At 68.0% G+C, this 16,810-nt stretch carries 15 protein-coding genes; 5 read left to right on the forward strand and 10 right to left on the reverse strand.

Annotated features, from left to right (window positions below):
- The first annotated feature begins 266 nt into the window (after positions 1 to 266).
- Together NET02_RS10020 and NET02_RS10025 are read left to right on the forward strand one after the other, a co-directional pair.
- Positions 267 to 1,064, forward strand: a complete 798-nt coding sequence (locus NET02_RS10020; RefSeq protein WP_284057270.1) for an LLM class flavin-dependent oxidoreductase — start codon at positions 267 to 269, stop codon at positions 1,062 to 1,064.
- Positions 1,065 to 1,239: 175 nt separating this feature from the next.
- A complete protein-coding gene (locus NET02_RS10025) occupies positions 1,240 to 3,501 on the forward strand; it encodes a YncE family protein (RefSeq protein WP_284057271.1) in 2,262 nt (753 codons plus the stop codon).
- A 128-nt stretch (positions 3,502 to 3,629) separates the two neighbouring features.
- Here the strand turns inward: NET02_RS10025 and NET02_RS10030 are convergent, their stop codons facing one another.
- The 4 genes from NET02_RS10030 to NET02_RS10045 all read right to left on the reverse strand — a co-directional run bounded on the left by NET02_RS10030 (position 3,630) and on the right by NET02_RS10045 (position 7,680).
- Positions 3,630 to 4,085 carry a DinB family protein gene (locus NET02_RS10030; RefSeq protein ID WP_284057272.1) on the reverse strand — a complete coding sequence of 152 codons (456 nt, stop codon included), beginning with the start codon at positions 4,083 to 4,085 and terminating at the stop codon, positions 3,630 to 3,632.
- Between the two features lie 145 nt (positions 4,086 to 4,230).
- A complete protein-coding gene (locus NET02_RS10035) occupies positions 4,231 to 4,803 on the reverse strand; it encodes a VOC family protein (protein WP_284057273.1) in 573 nt (190 codons plus the stop codon).
- A gap of 32 nt (positions 4,804 to 4,835) precedes the next feature.
- The gene (locus NET02_RS10040) at positions 4,836 to 6,629 is read right to left on the reverse strand and encodes a glycosyl hydrolase (RefSeq protein ID WP_284057274.1); all 1,794 of its coding nucleotides are present in this window, start codon (positions 6,627 to 6,629) and stop codon (positions 4,836 to 4,838) included.
- A 169-nt stretch (positions 6,630 to 6,798) separates the two neighbouring features.
- Positions 6,799 to 7,680 carry an HAD family hydrolase gene (locus tag NET02_RS10045; RefSeq protein ID WP_284057275.1) on the reverse strand — a complete coding sequence of 294 codons (882 nt, stop codon included), beginning with the start codon at positions 7,678 to 7,680 and terminating at the stop codon, positions 6,799 to 6,801.
- Positions 7,681 to 7,899: 219 nt separating this feature from the next.
- Here NET02_RS10045 and NET02_RS10050 point away from each other — a divergent pair, with 219 nt between their 5' ends.
- Complete coding sequence (locus NET02_RS10050) at positions 7,900 to 8,712, forward strand: fumarylacetoacetate hydrolase family protein (protein WP_284057276.1); 813 nt, start codon at positions 7,900 to 7,902, stop codon at positions 8,710 to 8,712.
- Between the two features lie 104 nt (positions 8,713 to 8,816).
- Complete coding sequence (locus NET02_RS10055; protein WP_284057277.1) at positions 8,817 to 11,303, forward strand: M14 family metallopeptidase; 2,487 nt, start codon at positions 8,817 to 8,819, stop codon at positions 11,301 to 11,303.
- Between the two features lie 13 nt (positions 11,304 to 11,316).
- Here the strand turns inward: NET02_RS10055 and NET02_RS10060 are convergent, their stop codons facing one another.
- A complete protein-coding gene (locus NET02_RS10060; protein ID WP_284057278.1) occupies positions 11,317 to 11,991 on the reverse strand; it encodes an RNA polymerase sigma factor in 675 nt (224 codons plus the stop codon).
- Between the two features lie 65 nt (positions 11,992 to 12,056).
- Complete coding sequence (locus NET02_RS10065) at positions 12,057 to 13,076, reverse strand: hypothetical protein (protein WP_284057279.1); 1,020 nt, start codon at positions 13,074 to 13,076, stop codon at positions 12,057 to 12,059.
- 522 nt (positions 13,077 to 13,598) lie between these two features.
- Here NET02_RS10065 and NET02_RS10070 point away from each other — a divergent pair.
- Positions 13,599 to 13,943: a zinc-ribbon domain containing protein gene (locus tag NET02_RS10070; RefSeq protein ID WP_284057280.1), complete on the forward strand. Its 345-nt coding sequence runs from the start codon at positions 13,599 to 13,601 to the stop codon at positions 13,941 to 13,943.
- Positions 13,944 to 14,030: 87 nt separating this feature from the next.
- Here NET02_RS10070 and NET02_RS10075 read toward each other — a convergent pair whose 3' ends face one another.
- The 4 genes from NET02_RS10075 to NET02_RS10090 form a co-directional block, all read right to left on the reverse strand.
- Positions 14,031 to 14,276, reverse strand: a complete 246-nt coding sequence (locus tag NET02_RS10075) for a type II toxin-antitoxin system HicB family antitoxin (protein WP_284057281.1) — start codon at positions 14,274 to 14,276, stop codon at positions 14,031 to 14,033.
- Between the two features lie 95 nt (positions 14,277 to 14,371).
- Positions 14,372 to 14,953, reverse strand: coding sequence for an FHA domain-containing protein (locus tag NET02_RS10080; RefSeq protein WP_284057282.1), 582 nt, complete (start codon positions 14,951 to 14,953; stop codon positions 14,372 to 14,374).
- Between the two features lie 112 nt (positions 14,954 to 15,065).
- Positions 15,066 to 15,593 (reverse strand): hypothetical protein, encoded by a 528-nt coding sequence (locus NET02_RS10085; protein WP_284057283.1) that lies wholly within the window; start codon positions 15,591 to 15,593, stop codon positions 15,066 to 15,068.
- Between the two features lie 39 nt (positions 15,594 to 15,632).
- Entirely contained in the window at positions 15,633 to 16,805 is a 1,173-nt protein-coding gene (locus NET02_RS10090) for an MFS transporter (protein ID WP_284057284.1), read from the reverse strand.
- Between the last annotated feature and the right edge of the window lie 5 nt (positions 16,806 to 16,810).

A 16,810-nucleotide genomic window follows, 5' to 3' on the forward strand; every position in this document is an offset into this window, starting at 1 on the left:
AGTCGCTGTGGTGGGAATCACACGCTCATACTAGTCCCTGCGGGCGTATCTGGCAACTAGTGGATCGTCACTTTTACCTCAACGCTAGGGTGCGTTTGCGCGAGCCGAGTGTCCCAGTCCCCGCGTGCTGGCCCGCTCCATGGCCAGCGAGTGTAGGCGCGCCTCGCGCCTCTTGGCCGGCCACCCCGTGTGCGGCATGCTGTGCGACGAGGCGGGCCTGGCAGCACGACACTGCCGGGCGAGCACGCGACCGGAAAGGGGGAGCCATGAGCGGCAGCGCGCGAGGGTTCGGGCTTGCGGCAACGACGCCGGCCACCGTCATCAGGGCAGCGGCGGCCGCCGCCGAGGAGCACGGCTACCGCACCTTCTGGGTGAACGACACACCGGACGGTGACGGGCTGGCCGCGCTGGCGCAGGCGGCGACGGCCACCGAGCGGATCGGCTTGGGGGTGGGGGTGATCCCGCTGTCGCGCCGTACGCCGGAGAGCATCGTCGAGCAGGTGCGCCGGCTAGGACTGCCGCTCGACCGGCTGAGACTCGGAGTCGGCAGCGGGTCGGGGCCGGGTGCCCTGAGGCGAGTCCGGCAGGGCATCCGGGCGCTCCGGGAAGCGCTACCGGCGGAGCTGGTGGTTGCGGCGCTGGGGCCGAGGATGTGCCGGCTCGCTGGCGCAGAGGCCGATGCCGTGCTCTTCAACTGGCTTACGCCTGAGCACGCGCGCGTCTCCGCTGGCTGGCTGCAGGAAGGGGCCGATCAGGCTGGCCGTCCGCGGCCGAAGCTCTATGCCTACGTGCGCGTCGCCATCGGCCCCGCGGCGATCCAGCGGCTGGAGCAAGAGGCTGGGCGCTACGAGCGCATCCCGGGCTACTCGGAACACTTTGCCCGCATGGGCGTGAGCGCCAGGCAGACGGCGATCGCGGTGGAACGCCCCGAGGAACTACCGGCGGCACTCCAGCCGTGGGACGGCGTGCTCGACGAGCTGGTGGTGCGGGCTATCACGGCGGCCGACACCGAGGAGCAGGTACTGGAGCTGGTGCGGGCCGCTGCTCCGAGCAACCCGTACTAGGTCGCCTCTCCCGCCCTCCAGCGCCTGTCCGATCCGGTGCACCGAAAGGTGTCCAGGGATCGCTGTGTGTCCCTCCTCGAGGGTGGGGCAACGCTTCCTCGAGATGGGAACCTTCGCGGTCTGCGCGTTGTAGTACCGGTGGGTAGTCGAGGTCGCACACCGACGGAGGTTCTCCATGATCTACCGTGTCCGCTCGCTCGTCGCCGTCGTCTTGATCCTGGCGCTCGTTGCCGGGCTGAGCATCGTCGCCGCAATGGCCGCCGGCAGGCATGAGCTCAGGGAAACTGTGGCCGAGGCCGAGCCGGTCGCGCTCCCTGATACCCTGCTCTTCAGTCTCTATGATCAGCAAACCGGCCGCTCGTCGCTGGCCGCTCTGGTGCCAGGGCACCGCTTGCCGCAGCCGATTCTCGAGACAGCCGGCTTCTACCCGCCCACGGATGCGGCGATCTCGCCGGATGGTCGCCAGCTCGTCGTTCGCCAGGTCGAGGACGTCGGAGGCCGTCAGGTCGGCTCCGTCATAGCGCTCGCGACTGACACGCTCGAGACGCAGTGGCGCGCGGAGGTCATGGAGTGGGCCGCCTCAGCCGGTGCCGCGACGCCGGACTCGGGCCCGGTCGACGAGCGCCCGCAGCTCATGCTCGACAGCGTGGCGGTCACGGCCGATCGCGTCTACGTGGCCGGCCATGTCTGGCAGGGGACGAATTCGATCACGGTCGCGGTACTCGATCGCGCGACCGGCGCGGAGGTCGCGCGCTGGGTGGTCGATACCGGAGAGCGGGCGCCAGGGTACGCCCGCCTGCTCGCTTCCCCAGACGGCGGGAGGCTCGTTGTCCTGGCGTCGACGTGGGACGCGCTCCCGACAGACCGAGACCCCGCTGGCGAGGAAGGGCCGATCCTCTACACCCGACTGCGGCTCCCCGAGGGTATCGTCGAAGCGCGCACGGTCGTCGAGGCGCAGCCGGGCACGGTACCCCTCTGGGATGGCCGGCCGACGCCTGACGGTCGCTGGCTGTACGGGCTCGTCTACACTGGGGGCAGCGAGATCCTGGTGAACTTCTTCGACCTGGCCTCTGGGGAACTCGGCCCCTCGCTGGATCTCGCGTTCTCCGGAGCCGGAGGCTTTCCCATCTCACAACATGCCGTCTCGCCCGACGGACGCCGGCTCTACGTCTTCTCGCCGGCCACCGGCGAGATGGCGATCGTCGACCTGGAGCGCCAGCAGATCGAGGGGAAGGTCGTCGTCGAGACAGGAGCCGAACCAGCCGGCACTTCCCGGCTCGAGCGCTTCCTCGCCGCGCTGCGCGGCTTGCTCGTCCGGGAGGCCGCAGCCAAGGTCTCCTTTGCCGGTGGCGGGATGCAGCTCTCGCCGGACGGGAGTCGACTCTACGCGATCGGGTTTGAGGGGGAGGCGTATCAGGAGAGGGTGGACGGGATCTGGGTGATCGATACAGCGTCGTGGCGCATCGTTGGTCACTGGTTGCCCGGCGCGAGCCCGGGCGAGATATTCCTCAGCCAGGACGGCCGCTTTCTCTACGCCCAGATCTGGGATACCGGCGCAGCGCAGAGCCAGAGCGAGCTGAGCGTGATCGACACGATAACCGGTTTCGAGGTCTTCACGGTGCCGATCGGGGCGTCGAGCGTGACCACGTTGAACGAGCTCTACCGCCAGTCCATCGGGCGCGCTCCGGCCGGCGGCACGCTCCCGCGGAGTGCGCCGGCCGACGCCCGGCCGATCGCCGCCCTGGCAGCGTCGGTCGAGCCAGCCAGGGTGCCCATCCGTCAGCCAGTGACGATCGAGGCGCGCTTCGTCGACCCAGCGACGGCCCAGCCGCTCCGCCCCGGCCAGGATGACGTCCGCTACGACCCACCTGATCGGGTGACCGCTTCTCTGAGCTACCGCGGAGCGGACGACCTGGTGACCGTCGAGCTAGAGCCAGCCGGCTACGCGCGCTACCGGGGACAGGTCGCGTTGGAGAAAGCCGGCCCCTGGACGCTGACGGTGGTCGCCGAGCGTGTCGACTCGTTCAACAGCCGCGCGTATCGAGAGGCGGCCGTGACGGTACTCCCGACGTTCAACGGCACTGACGGGCGAGCCTACCTGCTCCGGATCACGACAGACCCCGAGCGGCCGCTCGCGCACCAGCGCGTCGTATTTCGCCTAGCCTTCGTGGACGCCGAGACCGGCGAGCCGCTGCCGCCGGACGTCACCGTCACCGAGGGGCTCTCATCGGAAGCCTTCGCGCCGCTCGCCAGCTTCTACCTGGGCATTGACGGCGGGGCGACGACTGGTCGGCTCGAGCCGGTCGGGCATGGCGTGTACGAGGGACAGGTAACGTTCTGGGAAGCCGGCACCTGGTCGGTCGAGGTGAGGATGCGCCGCGCCGATGGCCACCTCGTGCCGCTCATAGTCGGCACGATCGAGGTCGATAAACAGTGAGCTGTCCTCGGTCGAGAGCCTGAGCGCCTCTCGGGCCTACCCAGCGAGCGGAGGACACGAGCCGCTCGGTGGGTAGGCCGTGTCTATCGCAGGCTTCCTGTAGCCGGACGGTGACTGGTGCCGGTTCTCTACCCGCCCAGCAGGTGCTGGATCTGGTCGAGATGCTCTCGGTCGTGCTGGATCAGGTCTTCGATGATGTCCTCGATCGTGATCTCGTCGCGCGTCTCGTGGATAGCCTTTCGACCCCAATCCTTCGGGGCCAGGTTCATCAGCACCGAGAGCGTCTCGCCGCGCTCATGCCCGAAGGCCTCGAGGACGTCGTGCAGGCTGCGACTGGCGTAGTCGCCTGCCCGCGCCAGCTCGAGCTGGTTCATGGCCCGGAAGTAGGGGGTGTCTTCGGCCAGCATCCGCACGATCCGCTCGCGGGATAGCCGCTCTGCGTCGACCATATGGGCGATGACCTCGATCGGGCCCCAGTCCTCGTTCGACCGCTGCGCGGGGAGTTCCCGGCCCTCGACGAGGTTCTGGAGACGCTTTGGCGTCTCGGCGAGGAGATCGATGAGTTCACGGTACGCATCCAGCATCGGGCACGTGCTTTCGATCGAAGGGCCGACGAGGCGAAGCCGCTATCACAGTGCATCACCGGGCCGGCTCCGCGTGAACGGTGCACCCTCAGCTACGCCATCCAGGTGTGCTCGACCTCTACGGTAACATCTGCCAGGAGACGCGTCAAATCCGGCTCTCGTGTTCGTCTGGCCCAGCGTGACCGTCGGTCAGATGCCAGGTGATCCCGAACGGGTCGCGGAAGACGAACGAGTGGCGCTGGTCTTCGCTGACAGCGTATCCCCTCGCCAGGGCCACGCCGCGGAGCTCGACCAGCGACTCGGGGGCGACCCGCAGGCTGATGTGCTGAAGCCGCGGCTCCACGAACACTGTGCCTCGACCGGCCGCCTGGATCAGAAGCGCCAGAGGCCCATTGCGGAGGTAGCAGTACTCCGGGTAGATCCCCTGCCGCAGCCCGGTGTCCCAGTCGAAATCGGCGGGCAGGAACTCCCATCGCTCGCCTGCCCGGCGGGCCCGGAAGACGACGTCCATGCCGAAGAAGTCGTGGTAGAACGCCTCGGCCCGGCGGATATCGGCAACGCGAACGGCAATGTGCTCGACTGCCTCGATCGCTGGTCGGCGCTCGGCCGGCACCAGCGGGCTACCCGCAGGAACTGGCAGGCCGAACGGCAACGGGGCCGGAACGCCTACCGTCTGGACTGCCGGCGTCTGCGCTGCCGGCTGCTCACGCTCGGACATCGCGCCCGTCTCCCTCCGTCCCCCTCACGCGCTCAACGGTACCAGCTCATCGTGCTCAGAACCTGATTGCCGAGCAGGCCGAGCTGCACTTCGTGCTCGGTGCCGGCATGCTCTGGATGGTACTCGAACCGGGCACGCTCGAAGTACTGTACCGTGTAGGTCTTGCCGTCCGCGGGGTTGACCTCGGTCAGCTCGCCGCTGATCGGGTAGCCGAAGATGGCGAGCCCGCCGTGCTCTTCCCAGTAGCGCTTGAAGGCGCCGCCCAGGTACTGACCGGTCTCCGGAAAGTAGACGCGGTTCGGGTCGGGCGGCTGGTCGGGGCTCGGCGGCGGTTGCCGCTCGAACTGGCGTCCCCGCGCCACGTACCAGCCGAGCAGGCCGAGTTGCACCTCGTAGGGGGTGCCTCGGAACTCCGGCCAGTACTCGAAGCGCGCGCGCTCGAAGTACTGCACTGCCCGGCCGGCCACGAAGAACACCTCGGTCTTGGGGTAGCCGAACAGCGCGAGACCTCCATGCTCGAGCCAGTAGCGCAAGAAGGGACCGCGCAGCGTGTGGCCTGTCTCCGGGAAGTACCAGACGTCGGGGCCGGCGTTGAGCGGTGGCGGAACGGGAGCGGTAGGCAGCATCTCCGGCCGCGCCAGCGATTGGTAGACCATGTAGGCCGGCTTGCGTGGCCACGGCGTCGCCTCGCGGCCATAGCGGAAGGCGGAGTCCCGCAGCCGGACCAGCCCCCAGTTGGCGTAGTCGTGGCCGTCCCCGAAGTCTTCGTACTTGAACCAGAAGACGCGGTCGACAAACGGCGTCTCGTCGCGCAGCTTGGTGTAGACCTCGCGCAGGAACTCCGCCTGCCGGATCTCCTGCTGCGTCGGGTCCATGATGCCGGAGACCGACCACTCCGGCGGGGCAGCCGGGTAGCCGATCTCGGTTACCCAGACTCCGGAGGTGTCGCCGAACTCTGTCTGGAGGGCGCGCAGTCTCCGCAGGTCAGCCAGGGTCTCCTCCGGTGGCAGGTTGTAGGGGTGGATCGAGACGCCGTCCCAGGGATGGCGCCCGGTGCGCTGCACGTAGTCCCGCACCGCCTCCGACTCGTAGACCGCGCGCAGCCAGTCGAGATGATCGGTCTGGCCGCTCTCGCGATCGTGGAGCAGGGAGCCGGCCACGAACTGCACCGATGGGTGCGCCGGCTTCACCGTCTCGTAGAGGTCGACCGCGATGCGGCCGTAGATCTCGGGGTCGACGGCCTTCTCCTGGCCGAGCGTCTCCCAGTGCAGGATCTGGTTCGCGTTCGGCTCGTTGAGGATCTCGATCGCGCCGAGCCGGTCGCCGTAGCGGTCGACGATCTCCTTCACCCGCTGGACGAAGGCGCGGCTATATCGATTGCGGCCATCGGCACCGGGCCGGTCGTTGATGTGCCGGAACCGGTAGGTCTGATCCAGATCGGCCAGGATCCCGGAGCCCATGACGGCCAGCACCTTGACCCCGTAGCGCGGTGCCAGCTCCTGGATGTACCAGTCGTGCTTGACCGGATCGATCCAGCCGGGCCCTTCTGGCTGGTCGTACTCAGCGTGGAACTCGATCCGCACCCAGCCGGCCCCCATAGCCGCGATGTCGGCCATCATCCCCTCGAGGAACGTGCGGTTCACGTCGAGCGGGTGACGCTCCGGGTCAGTGTTGTACTCGTACCACGGGTCCCTGCCGACGATCCCGAAGAAATCCCGGGGATTGGCTGGATCGCGAGCTGCCGACACGAGCGAGGGCTGTCCGAGAAGCGTTAGGCTGAGGAGCGCGACGAGGAGCAGGCGCTGGTACCGTCCAGCGAGAGCCACTACCCTTCCCTTTCCCCTGAACCAATCATGTTGCGTCCCGGAGGTATTCCTACAGGAGCTGGGCTCTGCGAGCAAGGGCTGTTACCGAGTGCCGCGGCGGGTAGCCTCCTCTCTCAGGCGAACAGGCGAAACGCCGGGTAGGGTACCGAGCCGGCCACTCGCTGGCTCTTCAGTCTGACCGCCGGAGCGGGAGTGGCCTGCCACTCTCTCGAAGCGGCTGCAGGACGAAGCGCTCGATCGCCTCGGCTACCCCGTCCTCGTCGTGCCCGCGCACGACGGCAGCCGCCCGGGCTTTGACGTGCGGCGCCGCATTCCCCATTGCGACGCCGAGCCCGGCAGCTTCGAGCAAGGGTAGATCGTTTTCCCCATCCCCCACGGCGAGCACGTCCGCGAGCGTGATCCCCAGGCGCTGCGCGAGCATGGCAACTCCGCTGGCCTTGCTCGTTCCCGGCATGTGGACGTTCGCTGCCCAGTACGGCGGGTTCGCGTCCCACTCGAGCGGCCCCGCGTGGTAGAGCTCGAGACCGCGCTCGGCGAGCATCGCGCTGACTGGGCGCAGTCGCTCTTCCGGCGCGAAGAGGTCGATCGTCAGCACGTCGGGCAGATCGGGGAGCGCGTCCGGCGGCAGGCGTTCGCTGTCACCCGGACGGGTCGCCAGAGCCGCCTCCAGGAGCGCGCTCGCCTGGCCAGGAGTGTCGGTGAGCACGATGCGCTCCCCCGATTGAGGGCTGCGGATCAGCATCAGGCCGAGTTCGTGCTCGCGCGCCGTCTGCGTGACCAGCGCGAGCGTCGGGCGGTCGAACGGAGCCTGGTGGAGCGGCCGGTCGTGTGCGGTATCCCATACCAGCGCGCCGTTGTGGACGACCAGCGGCAGCGCAATGCCCAGCTCTTCGACCACTGGGCGAGTCGAGCGGAGACGCCGCCCGGTGGCGAGCGCCACCTCGACCCCGAGCGCTCGGGCCTGGCTGATCGCATCGCGGACAACTGGCGTCACGATATCCGAAGGGTCGAGGAGAGTTCCGTCGATATCGAGGACGATGAGCCGGAACATCGAGTCGAATACCTCTCCGCTCTCGAGCGAGCCCCGTCATCGCTCACGGTGCGGGGTGTCGCTGTCAGAACGATTCCACCCGGGTCTGAAAGCCCTGGGCGGTGCTCTCTGGTATACCATACGGCATGCGCCTGCCCCGGCACCTCGAGCGGACATGGGCCTGGACGTCTCCCCTGACAGCGGCTAGGATCGCAGCAGAGAAGGTCGAGGAGGCGACTCGTGTACCTGACGCGTCATGCCACGCCTAGTGGGCCGCGCTGGGCCAGGGACGGTCACTATCTCCCGGCCAGCTTCAACCTGAGGCTGGCCCTGGAATTGCCCGCCGCAGCCGCTCGCGAGCTCCTGGCGGTGCTGCCGGCCGGCGAGCCGGCCACCGATCCGACCCTGCCGCCACTGGAGCCGGAGCAGGAGGTCTGGGCCAGCGGGGTGACGTACCTGCGGAGCCGAGATGCCCGCATGGCCGAGTCCGTGGTCAAAGATATCTACGACCTGGTCTACGAGGCCGAGCGGCCAGAGCTCTTCTTCAAGGCCGCTGGCTGGCGCGTCGCCGGGCCTGGCGAGCCGATCCGCGTCCGGCGAGACAGCGCCTGGAATGTGCCGGAGCCCGAGCTGGTGGCCGTCTTCACGCGCACGCTGGAGATCGTGGGCTACACGGCCGGCAACGACGTGTCCTCGCGCTCGATCGAGGGGGCGAATCCGCTCTACCTGCCGCAAGCGAAGATCTACGACGGGGCGACGGCGCTCGGTCCGGGTATCGTGATCCACGAGTTCGCGCAGTCCCCAGCGCTACCGATCCGGCTGGTGATCCGGCGTGGCGACGCTGTCGTCTTCACCGGCGAGACCTCGACAGCGCAGATGAAGCGCTCGCCCGACGACCTGGTGCGCTGGCTCGGACGGGAGCTCGCATTCCCCTGGGGTGGTTTCCTCATGACCGGAACCGGTATCGTCCCGCCGGACGACTTCACGCTCCAGCCTGGCGATCGCGTCCAGATCACAGTCGGCCAGCTCACGCTGGAGAACCTGGTTATCTGAGCGCTCGCCATCTCACTGTCCCTTTATGCTCAGATGCCTGAGCACGGGCGTTGGGAGCTGATTGACCGGAGTACGCTGGCCACTGGGAAGGTGAATCCATGTCGATGACGATCCCCCCTCCGGAGGCCTGGTTCGGGTTCTCGCCAGGGGACGATCGCCGGCTGGCTCGCTGGCCTGACCTGGTGGCCTACTTCGAGGCGGTGGCGGCTGCCAGTAACCGCGTCCTGTGCCAGCAGCTCGGGCCGACGACCGAGGGGCGGCCGCTGATTCTGCTCACCATCTCGTCGCCAGCGAATCTCGCTCGTCTCGGCGAGCTCCAGGCGATCCAGCGGCAGCTCGCCGATCCCCGCGCGCTCGCGGAGCAGAATGCCGAGGCACTGACCCGAGCGGGGCGCTGCATTGTCCTGCTCACCTGCAGTATCCACGCCACCGAGGTCGGATCGACGCAGATGACCCCCGCGCTCGTCTACGAGCTGGCAACGCGAGCAGACGACGATGTGCGCGCAATGCTCGACGAGGTGGTGTTGCTCCTGATCCCCTGCCTCAATCCCGATGGTCTGGAGCTCGTCGCCGACTGGTACGCGCGCACGCTCGATACGCCGGCGGAGGGAGCCCCGCCCCCAGCGCTGTACCACCCGTACGCAGGCCACGACAACAACCGCGACTGGTTCATGTTCAATCTCGCCGAGACCCGCCTCGTCGTCGAGCAGGTGCACAACCGCTGGCATCCCCACATCGTCTTCGACCAGCACCAGATGTCGCCGGATGGGCCCCGCTTCGTCCTGCCGCCGTATATCGACCCGTTCGACCCGAACGTCGATCCCATCTTGCAGGCCGAGATCGCCCAGCTCGGCGCGGCGGTCGCCAGCGAGCTGATCGCCGAGGGAAAGGCCGGCGTGGCGATGAACGTGATCTTCGATGCCTTCAGCCCATCGCGCGCCTACCAGCACTACCACGGCGGCGTGCGGCTCCTCTCCGAGGCGGCGAGCTGCAGGATCGCCACGCCCATCGAGCTCAAGCCCGAGGCGCTGCGCGCGATCCAGGACTGCGATCCCCGCCGCGTGGGCTGGAACCAGCCGCTGCCCTGGCCCGGCGGGATCTGGAGGCTGAGCGACATCGTCGACTACCAGAAGCTCGCCGTTTATGCCTGCCTTCGCCATGCCGCGCGCTATCGCGAGCAGTGGGTGCGCAACTTCTGGCGGGTGCAGCGACGAGCGGTCTCGCGCGAGTCGCCCTACGCCTTCATCATCCCGGCCGATCAGCCAGACCCGCTCGCCGCGGCCGAGCTGATCGAGACGCTGCTGACCGGCCTGGTCGAGGTCGAGGAGGCGACCGCTCCCTTCGAGGCTGGCGGGGTGACCTACCCAGCCGGCAGCGCGGTCGTTCGCCTGGCGCAGCCGTTCGGTGCCTTCGCCAAGACGCTCCTCGAAGTGCAGCACTACCCCGATGTCCGGCTCTACCCCGGTGGACCTCCGAAGCCACCCTACGACACGACCGCGCACACCTTGCCCCTGGCGATGGGGGTCGAGGCTGTGCTGGCCGACCGGCCCTTCGCGGCCGAGCTCTCGCTTGTGCGGCAAGCACGCTATCCGGCGGGGGGAGTGCAGGGCAGCGGCGCCGTCGGCTACCTGATCGACCCACAGACCAACGCTGCTGTCCGGGCAGTGAACCGGCTGCTGGACGCTGGGGCGCAGATCTGGCGCTCGGCCGGCCACTTCGAGCTGGCGGGGGCGCACTGGCCGTCCGGCACCTTTCTCGCTCGCGGGCTCGCGCCCGAAGCCGCCGAGGCCATCGCGCGAGAGACGCGCTGCCCCTTCAGCGGCCTGGAAGAGGTACCGGCGATCCCGTTCCGGCGAGTCCGCCAGCCTCGCGTTGGGCTCTACCGGAGCTGGCGCCCGAACGCGATCGACGAGGGGTGGACGCGCTTCGTCTTCGAGCGCTACCATCTCCCGTTCGCCACCGTGAGGGATCAGGATCTGCGGCAGGGTCGATTGGAGCGACGCTTCGACGTCATCGTGCTGCCTCACCAGCCGGCCGAGGAGATCCTTCACGGCAACGACCCCGCGATCTATCCGCCGGAGTATGCCGGGGGGATCGGCGAGCGCGGGGTCGCCAACCTGCGGCGGTTCGTCGAGCTCGGTGGGACGCTGGTCGCGCTCGGCTCGGCGAGCGAGGTCGCGATCGACCATCTCTACTTGCCGGTCCGCAACGCGCTGGAGGGCCTGCCGCCGGAGCGCTTCTCCTGCCCGGGCGCGCTGCTGCAGGTGCTGATCGATCCGGAGCACCCGCTCGGCTATGGCTACCCACGAGAGGTGGCGGTGATGCTGGCCGATGGCCCGGCGTTCACCGTAGAGACTGGAGCGGTAGCGGTCGCGCGCTATCCCCTGACCAATCTCCTCCTCTCCGGCTGGCTGCTGGGCGCAGAGTACCTGGGCGGCAAGGCCGCGCTGGCCGAGGTGCCGGTCGGGGATGGCTGCGTGATCCTCTTCGGGTTTCGCCCGCAGTTCCGCGCCCAGCTTCGAGGTACCTACCGCTTGCTGTTCAACGCGCTCTACCGGGCAACACTGGGGGAGGCTGAACGGCTCGGCTAGCCGGGCGTCGCAGTCATGGCTGTCGCTCGCGGGCGGCCCACGCTACCGCGCCGCGCAGTCGCCGGGTCAGTCGATTCCTCTCGTCCCGCGAGTGCCGGTCGCCGGCCGGCTGCTCGAGTAGGCGGCGCAGGTCGGCCAGCGCCCGGTGCTGGATGACCGAGACGTTGGCCTCGCTCTTGCCGAGCGCTGCTGCCACCTCAGCGACTGAGAGGCCGTCGATGAAGCGAAGGATGAGAACCTGTCGGCGCTCTGGCCGGAGCTGGAGGATGGCGCGGCGGACATCGTCGCAGTCTAGCCAGGTCATCGCTGTTCCCTCTGGATCCTCGTGGCAGCACTGGCGGAGCGGAGCTGTCTCGAGATCGGTCGTGAGAAGCCGGCGCAGCTTCCGGTAATGGCTCGTTGCCAGCCGGTCGCTGATCGTCAGCAGCCAGGCGATGAAAGGCGCCTCTGTTCTGCGGTAGTGGCCGATCGCTCGCCAGGCGCGCAGGAAGGTTTCCTGGGTCAGGTCCTCAGCGTCGCTGCGGTGCCCGGTGCGGTAGTAGCAGTGCCGGTAGACGCGATCGACATAACGATCGTAGAGTGCGGCGAACGCCTCCACATCCCCCTGGACCGCTGCGTCGACGAGCAGCCGCTCATCGGCATCGCGCTGGTCCGGTGGAGTGGCCGGAATCACTTCCGCTCCGGCCACTCCTGATCGGTCTCCGAGGCGAAGAAGGTTCGGTGTCATCCCACTCGCCGTCCGCGTCGTCCCGATCACTCCTCGCCAGTCTCGTCCTGCTCTTCCTCGTCTTCATCTCCGCCTGGTAGGCCAGCCGGCTTGCCGGACTTCGCGGCCTCGCTCACCTGAGCGCCGTGGTTGTCGCGGGCGACGTCGCGGACGGACTGCTCTTCCTGCTGGCCTTCCTGTTCTCCTGCTTCTTCGCCGTCCTGCTGGCCTTCCTGTTCCTCTGCCTGGTCGCTTTCCTGCTCGCCTTCCTGTTCCTCTGCTTCCTCCTCGCCGCCCTTCGAGCGCGCGACTTCAGAGACCTGAGCTCCGTGGTTGTCGCGCGCTACCTCGCTCACCTGCTGGCCGTGGTTGGTCTCGCCACCGGGCTCGTTCGTAGTCGCTACCGCCGAGACCGCAGCCCCGTGGTTATCTCGAGCGACCTCACTCACCTGCTGCCCGTGGTCGGTCTCGCCGCCACTCGCGTGAGAGGTCGCCACGGCCGAGACCTGAGCTCCGTGGTTATCGCGCGCGACTTCACGCACTGCCTGGCCGTGCGTGCTTGGTTGCTGGGTGGTGGATTCTGGCACTGTCGACTCGGGTGTCTGTGTCGGCTCTGACGTGGCCGTCTCCTCGGGGGTGACGGTCGGCTCAGGGGTGGCCGGCGGTGTCGGTTCCGGGGTCGAGTCCTCCTCCTGGAGCAGCTCGAACTGCTGGTTACTGCTAGCCATGGTATCAGCGGCGAGGGATGTGTCATCCCCGCCGAAAGCCATCCTCACACCTGCCGCGACGTTCGAGAAGGCGCCCCCGAGGCCACCGGGGCCGGCAAGTGCCGGCATCGCGATCAGCGCGACGGCGAGCGCTGCGGCACCGGCTATCGCGATTCGCCGGGAGAGTGGAACTGGCCGTTCGCCGCGAGCCCGTCTGCCCGAGCGAAGCAGCGCTTCTCGCCCTCGCGCGCGAAATGCTGGTGCCGGTCTCGCCAGCGGGTCGGCATCGAGCCGGATCGCGGATCGCTCCAGGGCGTCGATCAAGGAGTCAGTTCGATCGTCGTCGCGCATACCAGTCACTGCGCCCCTCCTCGGCTCTGCTTAACGCGTGCTCACTCCGAGAAACGCGTGACCGCGTGACACCTTACATGGCGATGGGGGTAGTCGCGAGTAGGAAATTCTTCCTAGCCCGGGCGCGGGATCATGCAACCAGGCGCACGTGCCGGCGGCTGCTGTCTGGAGAGCGAGTGACGCGAGAGCCTCATCTAGCTGCCGCAGTTAGGGCAGGCGACCGACGAGCTCCCGGAACTGCTCGAGCGGGAACGCCTTGGGTCACGCTCGTGTTCAGATTGACTTTCCTTATATGCCAGAGATGATCAGTCGTCAAGAGAGGAAATGCTTATCGCGGTTGCGCTCTCACGCGGCATGTGGTAAAGTGGGAGTTAATGGCCAAGGGTTTCCGCGCGTGGCTCGAGGCGACAGCGAGGGCCTGTCTCCCCGAACTCATCTCTGCGAGAAAACCCCTAAGCCGTGAAGAGGTCTGATCCGTGTCGGCCATGGACGCAGGTCTGTGGCCCTGGAACCCAAGGAGCATCCGCCGAGATGAGTTATGCCTTCACCGACAAGACCCTCACCTGTCGCGACTGCGGCACCACCTTCGTCTTCACCGCAGGTGAGCAGCAGTTCTACGCCGACAAGGGCTTCACGAACGAGCCGACGAGGTGCCCGTCCTGCCGCCAGGCGAACCGGGCCCGGCGCGCCGGCCGTGGTGAGGCGGGTTCGTCGGGCTACCGAGCGCGCGAGCCGCGTGCGGACCGCCCGATGTACCCTGCGATCTGCAGCGACTGCGGCCGCGAGACCATGGTGCCGTTCCTCCCGCGAGAGGATCGCCCGGTCTACTGCTCGGATTGCTTCCGAGCCCGCCGGCAACTCAGCGCCAGCTACTAGATCGACTACCCCTCAGCGCGTGAACGCCGCCTGGCTGCCCTCACCAGGCGGCGTTGCGCTCGCGCTGAGACGCGGAACCGTCCGTCATCAATCGACGGACCAGGTCCCACCGACGCTTCCCTTGATCCACTCCTTGAGCACATCCTCGAGCGCCCGGCGACACTCCTCTTCGGTCTCCGCCGTGGCCCAGACATCCGGTAGCTGCGGGATCTCCCCGTAGACGATACCCTCCTCCGGCCACTGCTCGAAGCGCGCTCGCTCCATCGCCTTCTGCACGTACCGAGCAATCAGGTCCTGGCTCCTCTCGACATGCTTCTCCAACAGGAGCGTCATCACTATAGTACATTTTCGGTCGTGTTATCTCGACGGTTTGCAGCCCGGAGCGCTGTGCCAGACGCGATCGACTCTCGAGATGCCCGGGAGTCCGCTCACCGGCGGCGCAGCGGGACTCCCCCTTGGTTGAGCGCCTGCTCAGTGGTCGACGTCGCCAGGAAATGGACGGTGATAGCCCCGAGGGTAATCTGATCGCCGTGCCTGAGAATGGCACTGCGCACCGGGGTACCGTTGATGCGCGTGCCGTTCCGGCTCTCCCGGTCGACCAGCTCGTAGCGGCCGTCGGGCCGGCGGATCAACTCGGCATGGTAGGCCGAGACCGTGGGGTGATCGATCACGATGTCGTTATTCGGGTAGCGCCCGATCCGGACACGATCCTGGATCAGCAACACCGTCCTACCAGGCATCACCAATCGCGGGGTTGCCTGGAGATTTCCGGATCGCCCACGGCTCAGTGGCCGGACGAGAGCCTCCCAGAGATGCCCGACCTGCTCGACGAGCTCGGGCGCCGATTTGGCCAGCGGGAGCGCGAAGACAAAGAAGAGCGCCGCCCCGGAGACCATCAACAGCGGATCCCGACCCGCGCGCGGCGCCCAGCGATGGATCGCGACGAGCTCGGCCAGCCAGATCAGAGCCAGAACGAGGAACACCACGGCCAGCCATGTCTGCCCGCTCACGGCGATGCCCTCCTGCTCCTGTGGCGACAGTATACGCTACCTTCCGATAAGTGTGATCCTCCCTGCTCTCCCTCTTTTGAACCAGCAGATGATCGCTCACGGTCCGGATCGTCTATCGCCAGTCGTCGAGCTCGAGCTGCTCCATCAGTGTCGAGAGCGCGCCTTCGGTGTCGGCGCCGGCCGTGGCCAGCCGCCGCGCCGAGCGGGCCAGTTCCGCCGCGATGAGCTGGCCGCGTTGGTCGTACGCCGCCCGCTCGGCATTGCTCCAGGCATCAGCCAGCGTCGCCAGCACCGTGCGGGCATGCACTGGGCGGAGGTCGTTGAGAAGCGTTGCCAGGGCAGCCCTGGCCGCCGCCTCTGGTTTCGGGTGCGTGGCGGTGAGCGCCGTGACGGCCAGCAGGGCAGGAACGCCCAGCTCGGCTGGTACCCGCTTGATCAATAGCCGGAGCAGGTCGCCTTGAGCTGCGTGCACGAGCGGCCAGGGGAGCGGGGAGTAGCGGAGAAAGACGACCCGGTACGCCTCCTCGCTCGCATCGCCGGGGAAACAGGCCTCCCACTCGCGCGCTCGCTCGGCGCGGAGCATCGCCGTCGTCGGTCTAGGCTCCTCGGGTTGGTCGGCAGACCGACGCAGTAGCGGCATGATGCGAACTCCAGACGTTCGGCTCGGCCGCCGATCGGCTCAATCCGTCGCGGCAGCGACCGGAGCCGGTGCCGGCGGGCGGAATTGGCGTCCCAACTGCAGCGCAGCGGCCAGCAGCGGGAGCGCGATCAAGAGACCGAGTGCCAGTGGGAGCCGTGGGTCGATCGCGTACAACCAGCCGGCCAGGAACGGCGCAATCGTCGATCCGGCACTCCCCAGGATCTCTGCCAGGGCGAAGGCGCGGGAACGCAGCTCTGCCGGCGTGACCTCCCCGTAGGCCGCATAGAAGACCGACCAGGCGACCAGGAAGCCGCCACGGAGCACGTAGGCGACCGCGAAGGCCCACAGTGTCTCACCGAGCAGCAGCACCGCAAAGCCGCCGATCACCGAGCTCAGTGCCAGCGCCAGCCCGTTGAACGGTGGCTGGAAGAACCGTACCCGGCTGATGACCAGGCTGAGCAGGACGCTTCCCCCAGCTCCTAACGAGCCCAGCCAGCCGATCGTCTGGAACTCGAGCCCGTGCACGTCCTGCAGGAAGTTCGGAGCGAGCGTCCAGCCCAGCGTGAGAAAGGTGATCGTGCTCAGCATCATCAGCGAGACGAGGAGAACCGGCCGGTATCGCAGCGCCGCTAGGTAGCTCGCCGGTGGCCCCTCAGGTCGCTCGGTGGCCGGCGGCCGGATGGTAACCAGGATGGCCGCCGCGATGGCAGTCAGCAGCGCGGCCGCGAGCAGCGTTGCCCGCAGGCTGAGCTGCTGGGCAATGATCCCGCCCAGCGCCGGGGTGACCAGGAAGGCTACCGATGGCGCAACGGTATAGACCAGCGTGAAATTCCGGGTGCGCTGCGCGCTGTCGGCGCTCAAGCCGGCGATCAGGTTCGAGAGCGCCGGGAATGCCAGCACGCCGACCCCGAGCACAGTGGTCGCCGGCAGCAACTGCCACCACTCGCGGGCCAGGCCGCACAGGGCTAGCCCGAGCACGGCCAGCGAGCGCGTGGCCAGGATAAGGCGGCGTGGGGGGATCCGATCGTTGAGGACACCGCTCGGCAACAGGCAGAGCAACCGGATCAGGCCGGCATACCCCATCACCAGGCCGATCTGCGGCGGGCTCGCTCCCAGCGTGGCGATGTAGAGGGGCCAGAGCGTCACGTACAGCCCGATCGCCCCCTCGTTGAACAGCATCGCGACGAAGAGCCGCGCCGTCGGTGACTGCAACGCGG

This window comes from Thermalbibacter longus (assembly GCF_023806485.1).
Taxonomy (GTDB): domain Bacteria; phylum Chloroflexota; class Chloroflexia; order Thermomicrobiales; family Thermomicrobiaceae; genus Thermalbibacter; species Thermalbibacter longus.

Bases quoted from the DNA above. Each gene is read 5' to 3' on its own strand.
- NET02_RS10020 (WP_284057270.1), top strand. From the start codon at position 267: ATGAGCGGCAGCGCGCGAGGGTTCGGGCTTGCGGCAACGACGCCGGCC.
- NET02_RS10025 (WP_284057271.1), top strand. From the start codon at position 1,240: ATGATCTACCGTGTCCGCTCGCTCGTCGCCGTCGTCTTGATCCTGGCG.
- NET02_RS10030 (WP_284057272.1), bottom strand. From the start codon at position 4,085: ATGCTGGATGCGTACCGTGAACTCATCGATCTCCTCGCCGAGACGCCA.
- NET02_RS10035 (WP_284057273.1), bottom strand. From the start codon at position 4,803: ATGTCCGAGCGTGAGCAGCCGGCAGCGCAGACGCCGGCAGTCCAGACG.
- NET02_RS10045 (WP_284057275.1), bottom strand. From the start codon at position 7,680: ATGTTCCGGCTCATCGTCCTCGATATCGACGGAACTCTCCTCGACCCT.
- NET02_RS10055 (WP_284057277.1), top strand. From the start codon at position 8,817: ATGACGATCCCCCCTCCGGAGGCCTGGTTCGGGTTCTCGCCAGGGGAC.
- NET02_RS10070 (WP_284057280.1), top strand. From the start codon at position 13,599: ATGAGTTATGCCTTCACCGACAAGACCCTCACCTGTCGCGACTGCGGC.
- NET02_RS10075 (WP_284057281.1), bottom strand. From the start codon at position 14,276: ATGACGCTCCTGTTGGAGAAGCATGTCGAGAGGAGCCAGGACCTGATT.
- NET02_RS10085 (WP_284057283.1), bottom strand. From the start codon at position 15,593: ATGCCGCTACTGCGTCGGTCTGCCGACCAACCCGAGGAGCCTAGACCG.